General features: G+C 63.7%; 11 protein-coding genes. 1 reads left to right on the plus strand and 10 read right to left on the minus strand.

What is annotated here, in order from left to right; genetic code table 11:
* The 6 genes from RA20_RS05070 to RA20_RS05095 form a co-directional block, all read right to left on the minus strand.
* Nucleotides 1-1,428 (minus strand): aldehyde dehydrogenase family protein, encoded by a 1,428-nt coding sequence (locus RA20_RS05070; protein ID WP_039125307.1) that lies wholly within the window; start codon nt 1,426-1,428, stop codon nt 1-3.
* 177 nt (nt 1,429-1,605) lie between these two features.
* Entirely contained in the window at nt 1,606-2,865 is a 1,260-nt protein-coding gene (locus tag RA20_RS05075; RefSeq protein ID WP_039125309.1) for an aminotransferase class V-fold PLP-dependent enzyme, read from the minus strand.
* 22 nt (nt 2,866-2,887) lie between these two features.
* Entirely contained in the window at nt 2,888-3,901 is a 1,014-nt protein-coding gene (locus tag RA20_RS05080) for a glutamate cyclase domain-containing protein (RefSeq protein WP_039125311.1), read from the minus strand.
* A 75-nt stretch (nt 3,902-3,976) separates the two neighbouring features.
* Nucleotides 3,977-5,239, minus strand: a complete 1,263-nt coding sequence (locus tag RA20_RS05085; RefSeq protein WP_039125312.1) for a selenocysteine synthase — start codon at nt 5,237-5,239, stop codon at nt 3,977-3,979.
* On the minus strand, nt 5,236-6,726 hold the full coding sequence (locus RA20_RS05090) for an aldehyde dehydrogenase family protein (protein WP_039125314.1): 1,491 nt from the start codon (nt 6,724-6,726) through the stop codon (nt 5,236-5,238). The genes RA20_RS05085 and RA20_RS05090 overlap by 4 nt, the downstream gene beginning before the upstream one ends.
* A gap of 11 nt (nt 6,727-6,737) precedes the next feature.
* Nucleotides 6,738-8,114, minus strand: a complete 1,377-nt coding sequence (locus tag RA20_RS05095) for an aminotransferase (protein WP_039125315.1) — start codon at nt 8,112-8,114, stop codon at nt 6,738-6,740.
* Nucleotides 8,115-8,220: 106 nt separating this feature from the next.
* On the opposite strand from RA20_RS05095, the gene RA20_RS05100 reads away from it, so the two are divergent.
* A complete protein-coding gene (locus tag RA20_RS05100) occupies nt 8,221-9,147 on the plus strand; it encodes a LysR family transcriptional regulator (protein ID WP_039125317.1) in 927 nt (308 codons plus the stop codon).
* A gap of 105 nt (nt 9,148-9,252) precedes the next feature.
* Here RA20_RS05100 and RA20_RS05105 read toward each other — a convergent pair whose 3' ends face one another.
* From RA20_RS05105 to tcuB, 4 genes are all read right to left on the minus strand, one after another.
* Nucleotides 9,253-11,667, minus strand: a complete 2,415-nt coding sequence (locus RA20_RS05105) for a GcvT family protein (RefSeq protein WP_039125319.1) — start codon at nt 11,665-11,667, stop codon at nt 9,253-9,255.
* 141 nt (nt 11,668-11,808) lie between these two features.
* Nucleotides 11,809-14,226, minus strand: coding sequence for a GcvT family protein (locus RA20_RS05110; RefSeq protein ID WP_039125321.1), 2,418 nt, complete (start codon nt 14,224-14,226; stop codon nt 11,809-11,811).
* 4 nt (nt 14,227-14,230) lie between these two features.
* Nucleotides 14,231-15,736: a trimethylamine methyltransferase family protein gene (locus RA20_RS05115; RefSeq protein WP_052248842.1), complete on the minus strand. Its 1,506-nt coding sequence runs from the start codon at nt 15,734-15,736 to the stop codon at nt 14,231-14,233.
* Between the two features lie 177 nt (nt 15,737-15,913).
* Nucleotides 15,914-17,002: a tricarballylate utilization 4Fe-4S protein TcuB gene (tcuB, locus tag RA20_RS05120; protein WP_241482213.1), complete on the minus strand. Its 1,089-nt coding sequence runs from the start codon at nt 17,000-17,002 to the stop codon at nt 15,914-15,916.
* Between the last annotated feature and the right edge of the window lie 75 nt (nt 17,003-17,077).

Raw genomic sequence — 17,077 nt, forward strand, 5'->3', positions numbered from 1 at the left:
TCAGCCCGCAAACGTATAGGCGGTCTTGACCGAGGTGTAGAACTCCACCGCATAACGCCCTTGCTCACGCGAGCCCGCCGAGGAACCTTTGCGGCCGCCGAAGGGCACGTGATAGTCCACCCCCGCGGTGGGCAGGTTGACCATCACCATGCCCGCCTCGGACCGCCGCTTGAATTCACGCGCGTGGCGCAGCGAGGTGGTGCAGATCCCGGAGCTGAGACCGAATTCCGTATCATTGGCCAGCGCCACCGCATGATCGAAGTCCTGCGCCTTGATCACGCTGGCACAGGGGCCGAAAATTTCCTCCCGGCTCACCCGCATACCGTTGGAGGCATTGAGGAACAGCGCCGGAGCCTGAAAGTACCCCGGCCGGTCAAGGCGTTCGCCGCCGAGCACTTCGGCACCTTCCTGCCGGGCCAGTTCCACATAGCCCAAGTTGCCGCGAAGCTGGCTGTCCGAGGCCACGGGCCCGATCTGCGTTTCCGCCTCCAGCGGGTCGCCCAGCACCAGTTCTCCCATCGCTTGCTGCATCCGGTCCGCGAAAGTATCGTAAATACCCTCCTCGACAATCAGCCGCGAGGACGCGGTGCAGCGCTGGCCGGTCGAGAAGAAGGCGCCGTTGATGCAAGCGGGCACCGCCACGTCCAGATCGGCATCCGCCATCACCACCATCGGGTTCTTGCCGCCCATCTCCATCTGCAGCTTCTTGCGGGTGCGGGCGCAGCCTTCGGCGATGCGCCGGCCAACGCTTTCCGAGCCGGTAAAGGAGATCGCCGCCACATCCGGGTGCCCGACCAGCGCGGAGCCGATCACCGAGCCTGGCCCCATCACCAGATTGAACACGCCGGGCGGGCAGCCGGCCTCCTGCAGGATTTCCGCCAAGCGATGCGCCGAGGCCGGGGTCAGATCGGCGGGCTTCATCACCACCGTGTTGCCAAAGGCCAGCGCCGGTGCGGCTTTCCAGGCCGGGATGGCGATCGGGAAGTTCCAAGGCGTGATCAGCCCGACCACACCCAGCGGCTCGCGCAGCACTTCCACATCCACCCCAGGCCGGATCGAACTGATGGAATCGCCCGTCAGCCGCAGCGCCTCGCCAGCAAAGAACTTGAACAGCTGCCCTGCCCGCACAGCCTCCCCCGTGGCCTCGGCCAGCGTTTTGCCCTCTTCCCGTGCCAGCAGGCGGCCAAGCTCCGCGCTGCGCGCCAAAATGAGGCTGCCTGCCCGGTCCAGAACATCCGCCCGGATTTGCGGAGACACAGCAGCCCAAGATGGAAAAGCCTCTGCAGCGGCTACAACCGCCTGATCCACGGCCTCAGCATCGCCCCGGGCGAACTGCCCGATCACATCATCCGGGTCAGCCGGGTTAAAGTTGTCCGAATACTCCCCGGAGCTGATCCATTGCCCCGCAATCAGGTTCTGCTTTGCCATGCTGCCCTCACTGATCTGTCTGCGGTGAGTATGGGCAACAGCAGATGGCGGGGCCTGCAAGAATTTCTGCGGAATGCCAACAAATGCTTGATCCGACAGAAACCCGGCGCGGCGGAATGAACAAGGGCGCGGCCGTGCGGACCGCGCCCTCATCCTGAATGCTGTCCCGGGGCCGGGTTAGCCGTCCTGTCCCAGCTCTTTCACCGCTGCCAGCATCTTGGCGATTTCGGCCTCGGTGTTGTAGTGGCAGAAGGATATCCGGATGCAGTCCGGCAGCCCCAGCGGGTCCAGCACATTGCCGGAATAATGGTCCGCCTTGCGGGTGTGGGTGCGGATGCCTTGGGCGTTGAGGATCTCGACCACCTCTTCCGAGGCGATGCCGTCCACCACAATCGACACCAGCCCTTCGCGCGCCGGATTGTCTGCTCCGGCCAGAATGGTGACATGCGCCATGTCCCGCAGGCCCGGCAGGTTGCCGGTGCCGTTGATGGCGGCATTGGTCAGATGGGTCTCATAGGCGTGGATGGCGCGGCCTGCGGCTTCGATCCTGCCGCGGCGGGTGGTCTCGGAAGACACCTCGCCGCCGAGCCATTCGAAATACTCCACCACATCCGACAGGGTGGCATAAGAGCCGGTGTCGCGGGTGCCGAACTCCCAGCCGGTGGCCGGGGCGCCGATCAGCATGTCGTGGGGCAAGGCGCTGAGGCGGTCCGAGATCCAGGCTATGCCGTAGCCATGGCGCGAAAACACCTTGTAGGGTGAGACTGCATAGCCGTCGATATCATAGGCAGCCATGTCCAGCTGGCCGTGGGCGGCGTGCTGGATGCCGTCAACGATGATCAGGCAGTCCGGCGCCACCGCGCGGATGGCCTTGGAGATCGCCTCCACATCCATACCCATGCCTGTGACTGGCGAGGCGTGCAGGATAGTGGCCACCGCCACATCCGGGGTCATCAGCGCGGTGTAGTCTTCTGCCGTGACCAGACCGGTTTCGTTGTTATGGGCAACGTTCACATACTCCAGCCCGGCGATCTCCGCCCAGCGGCGGGCGGCGCTGCGGGTGGCCGGGTGCTCGATCGAAGAGCCGATCACCTTGGCGCCCTTGGGAGCGTTCACACAGGCGGTGCGGATCATCCGGAACAGCAGCTCCGTGCCGCTTTCGCCGGCAAAAAACTGGCCGGACTGGGCGTTCATGAACTCGGCCAGGTCTGCCTTGGCCTTGTTGATTGTGGTCTGGGTAGCTTGGCCCGCCGGATTGATGCGGCCCGGGTTGTCGGGGATGGCGGCGTAGAAGGCCGAAGTCTCCACCACAGATTTCAGCGTCAGCGCACCGCCTGCGTTTTCAAAGAAGATGCGCTCGCCCTGGAACGGGCAGCTGTCCACATGGGCAAAGCGGGTGCGGATGGCATTGATGAGGGCGGGATTGTCCTGGATCATGTCATTGAAATCCTGTCAGAAGTCAGAGCGCGCGGCTCACGATAGTACGGCACAGTTCAGCCACCGCAAGATGGCTTTGCCGGGGGAAGCCATCGACGCTGTCGTCGACGATCCCGTGGGTGGAATTGATGAGGCCATTGGCCACCATAGTGTCTAGAAGCAGCGCCTCGCGTTCGGGGGTGTGCAGCAGCTTGGCGTTGTCCGCGCGGGCAGCCATGGCCGCAGCAATCGCGGTGCAGCCCCAATTGGAACAGGCGGCCGTGACCAGCACGTCGCAGGAGGTAACCGCGCCGATACCGCCTCCGCAGCCGCATTGGCAAGTATCGCCGTAAGGCACATACGCCTTCACGTGATCCGCCACCTTGCCCATGCCGATCTCATTGCCGCCGTCGCCGACCGCGACCACGGGAATACCGCGGGCCAAAGCCTCGTCGAACAGAAAGTCCACCCGCGCCCGGCCCATGCCGTAGTCGATGCCCTTCATCGAGTGGTAGACGCCGTGCTCATTGCGCCCGACCCGCTCGGTTGAGAACAAGAGGTCGGGTGTCAGCGCGTCCAGCATCTGCACGGCCTGCGCCCGGCCGGCTTCGTCTTCGGTGGCATAGGGCAGCATCACGATGGTGGCGAGGCTCTTGTCGGCGCGCGCAATGGCTGCCTGCTCCAGCGTGACCGGGAAAAGCCCCGCCGCCTGGCAGGTGCTGCGGATCGCGGGCAAGAGCGTCTCCTCGCAGAGCATCACGCAGGTCGCGTTGCGCGCCAGCACCAGCGCCCGGGCAACCGCCGCGGCGCCGGAGGGGCCGTCGTTCTCGCCCAGATCAGGTGTGATCCAGGCGCGCGACACCGAGCCGGTGGTCAGAATGACGGTACCGCCTTCGGGCACCGCCATCAGCGCATCCGCCGCGGCGCCCACCAGCGCGCCGCCCTGCAGTTCGCGGGCGGCCTCGTACAGATGCTCGACACCGCGCTCGCCCATGTCGATATTCACCAGCTGGTCCAGACGGTTGTCGAGCCGGGTGATCAGGTCCTTGTCCGCCATTCACGTATTTCCATATTGGTTGGCGCGGCGCAGCCCGGCTTGCAGCCGGGCGGTGCGTATCATTGAAAAGATCATTTACCCCTCCCCGAACAGCAGGTTTGTGAACCACGCCGCATCGTCCAGATGCGCCGCCGTCTCTTTCATTGCTGTAACCAAGCAGCCTGCCACCTCAGCAGCGCCGCCTGCCCGCGCAACCGCACCGGAGGTCGGCTTCAGACGGATCGAGACCCGGCCTCCGGGCTGGCCATGCGTGTTCACGGTGACAATGCCCTTGTCCCGCAGCATCAGCATGCCAATGGCCGCGGTGACCTCAGCTGGAACCCTGGCAGTTTCAGCTTTGCCCGCCATTTCCAGCACAGTCTCCATCGCGTCCTGCTCGTCAATCTTCGGCCCCAGCGCCGATCGGCTCACGCACTGCGTGCCAAGTGCTTCCTCCAGCGCGGCGGCCAGATCCTGGCCGTCCTGCGCCTCTTGGATCAGCAGATCCGGGGTGAAGCCCTGCAGGCTGCGCATCGCACCAACTGCGACCGGCGCACGCGCCTCCATGCCCAGTTCGCTGGCCTTGGCCTGCACCGGCACCAGCGCGGCGGGATCACCGCACAGCACACCGGCCCGCGGGCCCGACAGCCCCGCCTTGTCGGCATTAGTGACGACCAGGTCGGCCCCGAACGACAGCGATGTGCCGCCGCCATGCAAGACGGGGCGGAACCGCGCACCATAGGCGTCATCCATAAAGACAACGCAGCCCGCTGCCTTGCCCGAGGCTGCCGCGGCGCGGATCAGCTCGTCAGACAGCATTGCCAGTTCCGAGGTCACCGGCGTGATCACCAGCAGCGCCGGCGTATCTGACGCCAGCGCTGTTTCAACGCCGTCAAGATCATGGACTTCCTTCACCGGCACATTGGCCAGCTTGGCGCCGCGCATCACTGAAGCATGGCTGCGGTCGCCCGCCGGCACCAGTGACAGCACAGGCTTGCCGCCCGCATGGGCCAGAACGGTGGCCACGATACCCGCGCTGGTGCGGTTGACCACCGCTGCCGCCTCACCTCCCTGACCGCCCAGATGGGTTATGGCCGCCTGGCGCAGCTCCTCGCCAAACAGACCCGGACCAACCCACTCTTCGCATAAGACGCTCAGGTCTTCGGGCGAGGCCGGATAAAAGCGCAGATTGCCTGTGCAGATAGCAATCTTTTCAATCCCTTGCCGCGCCACGAATTCCGCTGCCACCCGGCCGGCACGGGCCAAGCGGCGCACTTCATCCGCCGACCCCTGCAGCAAGACCCCCCGGGCGTAGCCAACACCCGGGTCAATCATGTTGCCAAAACGGTCCGTGCTCATGCACCTGCCTCTATATTTATGGTGATGCATTTGCGGTAGGTATAGGCTTCCAGCGCGCCCTCGATCGAGTATTCGCTGCCCATGCCCGATTGCTTGGTACCGCCATAAGACATGCCCGGGATCTGGCCACCGCCCTGGTTCACCTGGATCCAGCCCGCGTCAATGGCGCGGGTCAGGCGGGTAATGCGGCTGACGTCATGGGTGAACAGGAAGGCAGCCAGCCCGTAATGGGTGTCATTGGCCATCTCGATGACTTCGGCTTCCGTTTCAAACGGAATTGCGACCATGACAGGGCCGAACACCTCTTCACGGGCAATCCGCCAGCTGTTGCCGACGCCGGTTATGATGGTCGGGTTCGGACAGAAGCCTGCCGGATCCTCCGCCGGGGTTTCGCCGATCAGGAACTCGGCCCCCTGCGCCTCGGCTTCCGCCACAAAGCCGCGGATTTCGCCGTAGCGCTCTGCGTTCACAACCGCGCCCATATCCACATCCGGGTCCAGCGCATCGCCCACTTTCAGGGCCGCAGATTTCTCCGCGACCTTGGGCATCAGCACGTCCCAGATGTCCTTGTGCACAAACAGGCGGGAGCCGGCGGTGCAGCTCTGCCCCTGGCGGGCAAAGCGCATGGCATTGGCCACCTGCTGGGCGGTGGCGTCCAGACGGCCGTTGTCGATGGCATCCGGGAAGACGATGGTGGGCGATTTGCCGCCCAGCTCCAGCGTCAGCTTGGCAATGCGGTCAGCGGTGGCCTTGCCAATCAATTTGCCCACTTCCGACGAACCGGTGAAAGACACCTTGTCGATGCCGGGATGGCTGGCCAGCGCCGCGCCGGCTTCCTCACCCAGCCCCGTTACCACGTTGAACACGCCCGGAGGGAACAGCCCATCCGCCAGCTCAGCCAGCTTCAGGATCGCCAGCGGCGCGTCTTCGGCCGGTTTGAGGACCAGGCAGTTGCCGGTGGCCAGCGCCATTGAGATCTTGACGCAGCCCAGCTGCAGCGGCGAGTTCCAAGGAATGATAGATCCCACCACACCGTGAGGTTCCCGGGTGGAATAGCTGAGCAACCCGGGTCCCAGGGGCAAGGTCTCGCCCTTCTGCTCCACCGCCACGCCGCCATAGTATTTCAGCACACCCGCCGCGCCCATCGCCTCGCCGCGCGACTGTGTCTTGATCGCGTTGCCGCTCTCAGCCGCCAGCACCCGCGCCACTTCCTCGGCGTTCTCCTCCAGCCGGCGCCCGAGTTCCGCAAGCAGCTTGCCCCGCTCGGCAGCCGCAAGAGAGCGCCACGCCGGCAGGGCGGCACGGGCGGCCCGCGCGGCCAAATCGACCTCGCGTGCCGTGCCGCGTCCAACCTCGCATATTGCCGCGCGGCGGGAAGGGTTCTCGATCACCAGCGTCCGGCCGTCCTCCGGCCAGTGCCAGGCGCCGTTGATATAGCTACCTGCAAGGCCCGCTTGGGGCAGCTTCGGTTCCAGCAATTCCGCCATCTATCCCTCCCTTACATCTTTGCCTTGACCACGGCCCAGGCATCGTCCAGCGCGCCCTTGAACCGCTCAGTGGCAATGTCGATCTCATCCTCATTGATGATCAGCGGCGGCATGAAGCTCATCCGGTCGCCAATCGCCCGCAGGTACAGCCCGCGGTCATGGGCAAAATTCTGCACCAGCTCGCCCACCTTCCAGGACGGGTCAAAGGGCTCGCGCGCCTTTGCATCTTTCATCAGCTCAAAGCCGCAGAACAGCCCGACGCCGCGCACCTCAGCCACCAGCGGATGATCCGCCATTGCATGGCAACGGCTCAGGAACAGGTCGCTCACCTTGCGCACATGACCAACCAGATCGATCTCATCATAGATGTCCAGCGCCTCCAGCGACACCGCTGCGCCAACGGGATGGCCCGCATAGGTATAGCCGTGGCCAAAGACGCCGACCTCGTCGGAGTTCTTCATCATGTCGGCATACATGCCGTCCTTGAACATCAAGGCCGAGACCGGGAAGAAAGCCGCCGACAGCGCCTTGGCGCAGGTCACCATGTCCGGCTTCATGCCCCAGGTCTCCGACCCCCACATGTTGCCGGTGCGCCCGAAACCGCAAACCACCTCATCGGCCAGCAGTTTGATATCGTACTTGCGCAGCACCGCCTGCATCTCGCGCCAGTAGCCTTCCGGCGGCATCAGCGCGCCGCCGCCCGAGATTGCCGGCTCGGCAAAGAAGGCCGCAATGGTTTCCGGGCCTTCCGACAAGATCAGCTGTTCAAATTTCGCCGCCATCCGGGCCGAGAACTCCTCTTCGCTCTCACCGTCGATATGGAAACGGTAGTAGTTCGGCAGCTCGGTGTGCTTGAACTCCGGCAGCGGCAGGCCGAACTTGGCATGCATATGCGGCTGGCCGGACAAGGATACGGTGGCCACGGTATTGCCGTGATAACCGCGCACCCGGCCAATCACCTTACGCCGCTCCGGCTCGCCGCGGGCGGTGTTGGTGTACCACAGCAATTTGATCGCGGTGTCGTTTGCCTCAGAGCCCGAACATTGGAACATTGCCCGGGTCATGCCATTCGGCGCCATCGCCGTCAGGCGTTCACCCAGTTCTGCCACCTTCGGGTGCGAGCGGTTGTAAAAGGTCGGTGCAAAAGGCAGCGTGTTCATCTGCCGCACCGCGGCGCTGGCCAGGCGCTCGTTGTGATAACCCAAGGACACGCACCCCAGGCCCGAGAAACCATCGATGATCTCGCGCCCATCGCTGTCGTAGATGAACACGCCCTTGCCATGGGTGATCATCGTGGGCCCGTTTTCGGCATGCTGGCGCAGGTTTGACTGCGGGTGCACATGGTGGGCTTTGTCCTGCTCGATCGAGCGTTTGGCATCGGCGTTCATGACTGGCTCCAAAGGAAATCTTTGAACGCGATTTCACACCTGGCTTGACTGAAAACCAATCTCGAAGTTTTCTCTCTTTGTTGAATTTTTTTCAGGCACTTAATCTATGAAACCTCTCCTAGACCTGCGCCACCTGCAGCTGATCCAGGCAATCATCGAAACCGGCCGCATCACCGATGCAGCCGAGAAGCTGGGTGTGACGCCCTCGGCTCTGTCTCACCGGCTGCGCGAGGCGGAGCGGCGGCTGGATGTGCCGCTGTTCACACGGATGCATAAGCGGCTGCGGGTCACCCCTGCCGCCGAATACCTTGCGGTGGTGGCGGAGCGCATCCTCTCCGACCTGAGCCGCGCCGAAGAAGACGTGCGGCGGATGAATGCCGGCATCCAGCATGTGGTGCGGCTGTCGGTCGAGGCTTACAGCAACTACCGATGGCTGCCGTCCTTCATCAAATTTCTAAAAACCCGCGCCGAAGGCATCGATCTTCAGATCATGGCCGGCGCCCGCAGCGATCCGCTGACCGGGGTGCTGAACCGTCATATCGACATTGCTGTGATGTCCGGCGATGTAGCGCAGCCGGGCCTCTCTACCTTGCCGCTGTTCGAGGACCCGCTGCTGTACATCATGGCACCATCCCACCGGCTGGCAGAGCGTCCGTTTGTCGAGGGCAGCGATATTGTCGGCGAGCCTTTCATCACCTACACCAAGGTGCCTGAACCCGACCGCGAGTTTGCCCGCCTGTTCCGCCCAACCGACAGCTATCCGAAATGGGCCGCAACAGTGGAGCTGCCAGAGGCGATTGTGGAACTGGTGGCTTCGGATCTGGGGACCAGCGTTCTGTCCAGCTGGGCACTGCAGACAGCGCTGGCCGAAGGGCGCATAACCGGCGCGCAAGTGACGGAGGACGGCATTACCGTGCCCTGGTGTGCCGTGCTGCGCACAGAGGATATGGGAGAGGACGACCCGATCCACCTGGTGGCGCGGCTGCTGGCGGAATGGTGCAGCCTGCCGGACGCCGGGTTTCATGTCACCTGATGCCGCTGAGAGCGGTGTCTGACTGCGGGTGGAGGTGCAGCCTCCGCCCGCCATGCTCAAGCCTGGGCGACGCCGGAACCATAGCTGACCGGCGGCACCTGATTGTCAGCTCCGCATCCTGGCATTTCCCGGATCATACAGCGCTCGCAAACTGGCGGTGGCCTTCACTGGTTTGCCCGCCACCACAATCTGGTAGTTTCCCAGCTCCAGTTCCTTCAGCGCAGCTCCCTGGGGCCGGGCCGCATACCCCATCGCAACCGCGCCCCCAACAGTCCAGCCATAGCTTGCAGAGGTGAGCCGCCCAACAAGCTCCCCATCCCGCAGAATGGGCTCCTTGCCAAAGACCAGCGCTTCGGGATCATCCAGCCGGAAACACATCAGGCGGCTGGCGGCACCCTCGGCCTGATTGGCTTCGATGGCCGCCTTGCCAGTGAACTCCGTGGTGAAGTCGCAGGCAAAGGCCAACCCGCTTTCCACAGGGCTATCGAAGGGGCCGATGTCATGGCCCCAATGCCGGAAACCTTTCTCGATCCGGCAGCTGTCCACCGCCATGCCGCCGCACAGGCGCGGAGCTCCCTCGGCCGCCATCACGGTTTCAAAGACAGCTTGGGCAAACTCCGCCGGAACATGCAGCTCCCAGCCCTGCTCGCCCACATAGGTGATCCGCTGCACCCGCACCGGGCAATGTCCGACGTGCAGCTCTTGGAAGCTGGCAAAGGGGAAAACCCCGTTTGACAGGTCCGCATCGGTCAAAACTTGCAAGAACTCCCGTGACCGCGGCCCCATTACCGCCAGCGTCGCTTCGGCAGAAGTCACATTCACCACACTGACACCGCTCCCCTCGAGCTGGGTTTTCAGCCAGCTTTCGGTCTGCGGCTCAGCCCCGGCCGAGGACATCACCATGAACCGGGTACCCGAGAGCCGCGCAACGGTGACATCCGCCTCGATCCCGCCCTGTTCGTTGAACATATGGGTATAGACCAGCGCGCCCGGGTCCACCGCCATATTGGCCCCGCAGATCCGCTGCATCTGTGCTTCGGCCTCGGAGCCATCAACAATGAAGCGGCCAAATGTCAGATCGATCATCCCAAGATCGTTCCGCAGCGCCTCATGCTCGGCCTTCCAGTCGTCAAACCACGGCTCGCGGCCGAAGCCATCGGTCATTTCGCAGCCATAGCACAAGGGCCGCTCCCAGCCGTTGGCGCTGCCGAACTGGGCGCCTGCGGCCTTCAGATGGCCATAGTATGGCGTGCGGCGCAGCCCGCGGGCCTCGGTCTTGCGCAGGTAGGGCCAGTGCATAGCATAGGCATGGCCCAGCGTTTCCGCCGCTTTGGCCGCCGTATAACTGCGCGCATTCAGCCCTGGCACAATCCGCCTGGAATCGACATCCGTGAGGTCCACGGTCATATGCCCGGCCATGATCCACTCCGCCAGTGCCTTGCCGGCACCCGGCCCGTTCTGGATACCGGTTGAGTTGAACCCGGCAGCCACCCACAGGCCTTTCACATCTGTGACTGGCCCCAGGTAATGCTTGGCATCAGGAGTAAAACACTCCGGCCCGTTGAAGAACTTGCGGATGCCGCTTTCCGCCAGCGCCGGAACCCGTGCCATCGCCGCTTCCAGTACCGGGTAGAGATGTTCCTCGTCGCAGGGCAGCTCATCAAACTCAAACGCCTCCGGCAGGCCGCCCTCGGGCAGCCAGGGGGTGGCGTTTGGCTCGGAACAGCCGATCAGCAGTTTGCCGGCATCTTCCTTGTAATAGGCGTATTCATCCATCACCCGCAGCACCGGCAGGTCGCCGGTGACGCCTTCAATGGGATCGGTCACCACGTAATAGTGGTTGGTGTAATGCAGCGGGATCTGCACGCCATGAGCCAGCCCGAACTCCCGCGCCCACATGCCGGTCGCATTGACCACATGTTCTGCCCGCACCAGCCCTTGCGCGGTTTCCACGCCAATGGCACGGCCGCCTTCAATGACCACCCGCTCAACCTTAGTGTCCTCGAATATCTGCGCCCCATTCATGCGCCCACCTTTGGCCAGCGCCATGGCCGTGTCGATCGGGTTGGTATAGCCGTCGCCGGGGAACCAGAAGGCGCCCTTGGCGTCATGGGCAGACAGCAAAGGCCAGCGCTCCAGAGCTTCGCCCACGCTGATCTCTTCCGCCCGGACGCCGCAGCCGTGGGCATAATCCACCTTGCGCCGCAGCTCCTCCATCCGCGCGTCCGTCAGCGCCAAGGTCATCGAGCCATTGCGCTTGAAGCCGGTGTTCTGGCCGGTCTCGTCCTCAAGCGCCTCCATCAGGTCGAGGCCATATTTGGCCAGCGCCGTCATCACCGGAACGCCCTGGGTCTCACTGACCAGGCCGGCGGCGTGCCAGGTTGTTCCGCTCGTCAGTTTCTTGCGCTCGTACAGCGCCACCGACCACCCCGCTTTGGCGAGGTGATAGGCCGTTGCACAGCCGACGATGCCACCGCCGACGATGGCGACCTGAACGTCCTGGGGAAGGGATTTTGCCATGGAATTAACTTTCTGTGTCGCCAGTTGTTCTGGTGAATCGCCCGGCCGTAGGCCGGGCTGCGCCGACCCGCCCCCATGGGGCGGCGCATCTGCGCCACCCCGCGGGTCTCTGCAGCCCTTCGCGTGCCGATCTCATGCGGTTCATCCCCGCAGCCGGTCGTTTTCAGGATCGTAGAACGGCACCGTGGCAACGGTGGCCTTCACCGGCAGGCCCAGCACTTCGATGTCAAAGACATCGCCCGGCTGCGCCTCAACCGTCAGATACCCCAGCGCGAGGCGCTTGCCGATGCGGAACCCGGTGCCGCCCGAGCTCACATAGCCCACCGGCTTGCCATCTCGGCAGATCGGGTCCGAGGACAGCGCATCCGCGCCATAGCCTTCCAGCACAAAGGCGGTGAAGTGATAGTCTTTCGCCTGCTCCGCCTGCGCTATAAAGGCATCGCGGCCGACAAAGCTGTCTTTCTTCTTGCTGACAAACCGGTCCAGGCCCGCATCAAAGGCGGTGTATTCGATGCCGAAATCCGACCCCCAGCCGTGATAGCCCTTCTCGATCCGCATCGCGTTCAGCGCATAAGAGCCGAACTCTACCATGCCTTTGTCCGCGCCCTGCTCCATGATGGCGCTGTAGACGGCAACCAGATCGGCGGAGCGCATATGCAACTCCCAGCCCAGTTCACCCACATAAGAAACCCGCAGGGCAATTACCGGTGCGCCGGCAATGGTGATCTCGCGCACGGACATCCAAGGTGCTGCCTCTTTCGACAGATCGTCCTCAGTCAGAGGCTGCAGCACATCGCGGGACTTCGGCCCCATCACCATCAGCGCCGCATCAAACGCCGAGCCGCGCGTGAGGCTCACGCCCTCTTCCGGCAGGAACTGCGACATCCAGTCGTGATCGCGCTGATCCGCCAGAGACGGGCCGCACAAGAGGTATTTGTTCTCGTCCAGCCGGGCGATTGTGGCCTCGGACCAGATCTTGCCCTTGGGCGTCAGCATGTAACTGAGCTTGACCCGGCCCGCCGCGGGCATCGCGCCGCAAAACACATGGTTCAGGAGCTCGGTTGCCTTGGGGCCCTCAACCTCGTAGCGGGTAAAACCGCCGTGATCCATCACGCCGACATTGTCGCGCACGCCTTCGCATTCGGCTTTTACCGCATCGTGCCAGGCCTCGTGATGGAAGCTCAGCCCGCCATCGTCCTTGACCGTATCACTTTCAAACCAGAACGCCCGCTCCCAGCCGGCCACCTGGCCGAACACCGCGCCCTTCGCTTTCAGCGTATTGTAGAGCGGAGTTGTCTGCACCGGACGCCCGGCTTTCCACAGGCGGTGCGGATAGGGGATCGCGTATTGGTTCTCATACAGCTCGCTGGAGCGTTTGACAGTGTAATCAAAGGTTGCCCATTCCTCCCCAAAACGGCGCGGGTCCCACATCGACATGTCCCACTCGGGCTCGCCTTCGGTGATCCACTCGGTCAGGGTTTTCGCCGCCGCCGCCGAATGGGTGATGCCAACCGGGAAACAGCAGGCGTGATAGAAGTTCGGCAGGCCGAAGGCCGGGCCGCACAAGGGCGCGCCATCAGGGCTGTAGGGGATCGGGCCGTTCACAAAGCGGCTGACACCGGCCTCGCCCAACAGCGGCACATGCTCCAGCGCCGCTTCCAGGATTTCCGCGATGTCGTCGACGCTGTCGGGATAGAGCTGGTTGGCAAAGCAGTCCGGCATGCCGTCGAGCCAGGCCGGGCGGCCTTCGTGGCCGTAGGAGCCCAGCAAAAGCCCGTTCCGCTCGCGGCGCAGATAGTACATGATGTCCGGATCCCGCACGAGCGGGAAGTTCTCCGGATTGGCTTCCAGTTCCGCGATGCTTTCTGTGACCAGGTACTGGTGCTCCAGCGTCACCACCGGCAGCTTTTGCCCCGCCATCTCACCCACCTGGCGGCCATAGTAGCCGCCTGCGTTGATCACCACATCGCAGCGCACATTGCCCCGGTCGGTTTCCACTTCCCACTCGCCGGACGCGCGGCGTCTGATGCCGGTGACCTTGGTGAACCGCTGGATCGCCGCGCCCTGATCCCGCGCGCCCTTGGCCAGGGCCTGGGTGAGCTGCGAGGGGTCTACATCCCCTTCATAGGGGTCATAGATGCCGCCGATGATGCCGGACCCTGAGCTGAAATAGGGATGCATGCCGTCCATTTCGGAGGGCGTTAGCATGGCCATGTCATAGCCCAGCCCCTTGGAGATCCCCACAAGGTGCCGGAACAGGTCCATCCGCTCCTGTGCGTGTGCGGGCCAGAACGCCCCGGTGTGGCGGTAGGTGATCGGGTAGTCCACCTCCTCCGCCAGATCCTTGTAGAGCCGCCAGGCATAGTTGCCTGCCCGCATGCCGCCCCAGCTGTTGGCGTAAGTCGGGATATTGCCCGCTGCATGCCATGTGGAACCGCTGGTCAGCTCGTTCTTCTCGATCAAGATCGTATCTGTCACGCCTGCCTTGGCCAGGTGGTAGAGGGTTGAAACACCAACGGCACCGCCGCCGATAATGACAACTTTGGCTTGGGTTTTCATAAGGTCAGGCTTTCTGAATTTCGGGCAGATGAATGGGCAGACGGGCACGGATGGCGGCCTCGGCGCCAGCAGGCAGATGGTCCGGTGCAGGCATGGCTTCGATCTCGGCCACCCGGGCCACCGCCCGGTCCCAAACCGTCAGCGCTCCGCTTTCCAGCCAGTCGTTCACGCTTTGGCGGTCGCCAAGCGCCGGGTAAACATACTCTCTGGTCATCAGCTCCAGGGTCTGCGCGGTGCCGAGGTAATGGCCTTCGCCGGTCACCACCCGCTCGATCATCTCCAGATCAATGGCCCCATCGAACATCTCGACCCCGCGCACCGATCGCAGGATGGCGCCGCACATGTCGTTGTCGATCACCAGCGCCTCCTTGCTGGCCGCCATGATCGACCCCAGCATGCCAACGCTGAGGTTGATCATGTCGGCGCCGCCCTGGGCTGCCAGCGCGATGGTGTAGCCCTTTTCATAGCCCGACTGCGCATCGGCAGTTTTGGCATCGGTCATGCCCGCCGAGACAGTGGACGGCAGGCCCAGGTTCAGCAGCAGCTGTGCTGCAGCGGCATTGGCCACCGCAGCTTCACCCGATCCTCCGGTCATCGCGCCGGTGCGCAGATCCGAGATGAAAGGCATGAAGGCCAGGATGCAGGGAAAACCCGCCTTCATCATGTTGACCAGCACCAGCCCCGCCAGCGATTCCGCCAGCCCCTGCGCCAATGCGCCTGCCAGAGACGCCGGGCTGGTGGCACCCGCCTGCGCGGCTGAGCAGATCTGCAGAGGCATTCCCAGCCGCACGCATTCCTGCATCACGCCGCAGGCTTCCTCGGCCAGGGTCAAAGGCGGCACCACATGACAGACGGAGGCAAAACAGAAAGGCTGCGCGGCAAAGGAGGCATCGCCCAGCGCCGCGTCCAGCATCTCCACCACCGGCGCCACATTGGCGGGCTCGAAAAAACTGGTGCCAATAGGTTTCGAGGTTGCCTTCATCGCTGCGAAGGCAGTGTTGATGTCCAGTGTCAACGGATCCTCGAGGTCCCGCGCCACCACTGGCCGCAGGCTGTAGTGAATACTGTCGCAGGCGTCGACGATCCGCATCAGCCCGTAGAGATCCCGCAGGGTCGAGTCGCGGAAGGTCCGGGTCTCCGCCTCCAGCACCTGCACCGCTGCGCCTCCGGTGCCGATATGCACCCGGCCGCCGCCGATCTCGATGCCGCGGTCGCGCTTGAAACCCGGCAGCTCCGCCCGCTTGCAGGCCTTGGCGATCATGTCCTCGACCAAGCTGCGCGGGAAGGTGATCCGCCCATCGGCCCGTTCTTCGGCCCCATTGCCAAGGGCAAGCTTCCGGATCGTCTCCGGTGCACCGGAAACACCGATTGTCTCCAGAATTGTGAAAGCCGTGTCTGTGATTTCTGCAGCCTTGGCTGCGGTCAGCGGCTGGAACCGCCCGCCTGCGGGCGGCGGAGTAGCGGTCAGCGGCTGTCCAGTGGCAGCCCGTTTCTGTCTGGCTCGGCGCATGGGCACCCTCTTGGCAGATGATTTTTCAGTAGCCTAAGAACTCCAATCCATTAGAACAATTTCATTAAACGCCCATTTTAGTGAATTTCATTCACGCAAGTCCAAGGCGGCCCATATCACCAGCAGCAAAAAGCGCCGGGACCTGCCCGGCGCTTTTCTTTTGGTTCATGCAACAGCTCATTTCTTTTCCGCGGCGTCCCTGACCAGTGCTGCCAGACGGAAGAAACCATGCGCCATCTTGGTGTAGGGTGTTAGCAGAAAGAAGGTCAGCACCGAACCCAGATGCAGCGGCAGCAGGACTGCAACTGCTCCGGTTCCGGTGGCGGCATAGAGCAGCAGTCCGCTCAGCGACACGAACCCCAAGAGCAGCACAAACCCCATCTCCCCGGACCGCATCTGCTTGGCCCCTAAGGCAGGATCAGCCTTCCGCTTCAACCGGGCCAGTTCGGCACAGCCCAAGAACAGAAGAATTCCGCCCGGCACCCCCAGCAGCTTAGGCAGGCTGAACAGCCCGTAGGGTGCAGGCCAGTCGAACGCGTAATGCATGATTGTGCCCGAGGCGGTGGAGCCAAAGCACATCAGAAAGCCCCACATCACCGCTTGATGGGCAAAGCGGCGGGCGTTGGAGAAACGGTCTTCGTCCTCGAAATTGCAGCCCTGCCCTTGGCCGCCCGACAGGTCTTTCATCTGCGCCGCACGGCCCAAAGCGTGACGGATGTGAGACAACCGGATCTGCCCGCCGCCCACATGGCGCCAGTAGCTGCGCAGGTAGACAATCAGCGCCAGCAGCGGCAGCAGGAAAGCCGGCATGAAGACCGAGACCATCAGCCCATGGCTCATCACCGCGTAAAACCCGTCGCCGCTTTCGGGGCGCAGGGCCTGCGCCGCCCAGAACAGAACCGCAAACCCCAGCATCAGCGCCAGGGCCAGCGCGGTGCCGCTGCGTTGGAACAGCCGGGCCAACGGACCGGGCCAGGCAAAACGCTCCCAGCTGTCTGTGCGCACCTCGGCCAGGATGCCGGGCAGGTTCAGCTCGAACTCATGCGGCTCGGTGTATTGGCAAGCGTAGTAGCAGCCGCGGCAGTTGTGGCAGAGGTTGGCGAACTGAGTGATATCCGCCTCAGCAAAGCTGCGCTGGCGCATGATCGCCGGAAACACCGAGCAATAACCCTCGCAATAGCGGCAGGCGTTGCAGATTTCGATCTGGCGGCGGGCTTCATCGATGCGGGTCGAGGGCTTGCTGTCCATGTGGCTCTGATCAAACATGTGTGGCACCTGATCCGGGCATTACAGAGGGATGCGCCCGTCCGAGGAGGGGGCAGAATGCACCCGCCTGGGGGG

Source organism: Leisingera sp. ANG-Vp, from assembly GCF_000813725.1.
Lineage (GTDB): Bacteria > Pseudomonadota > Alphaproteobacteria > Rhodobacterales > Rhodobacteraceae > Leisingera.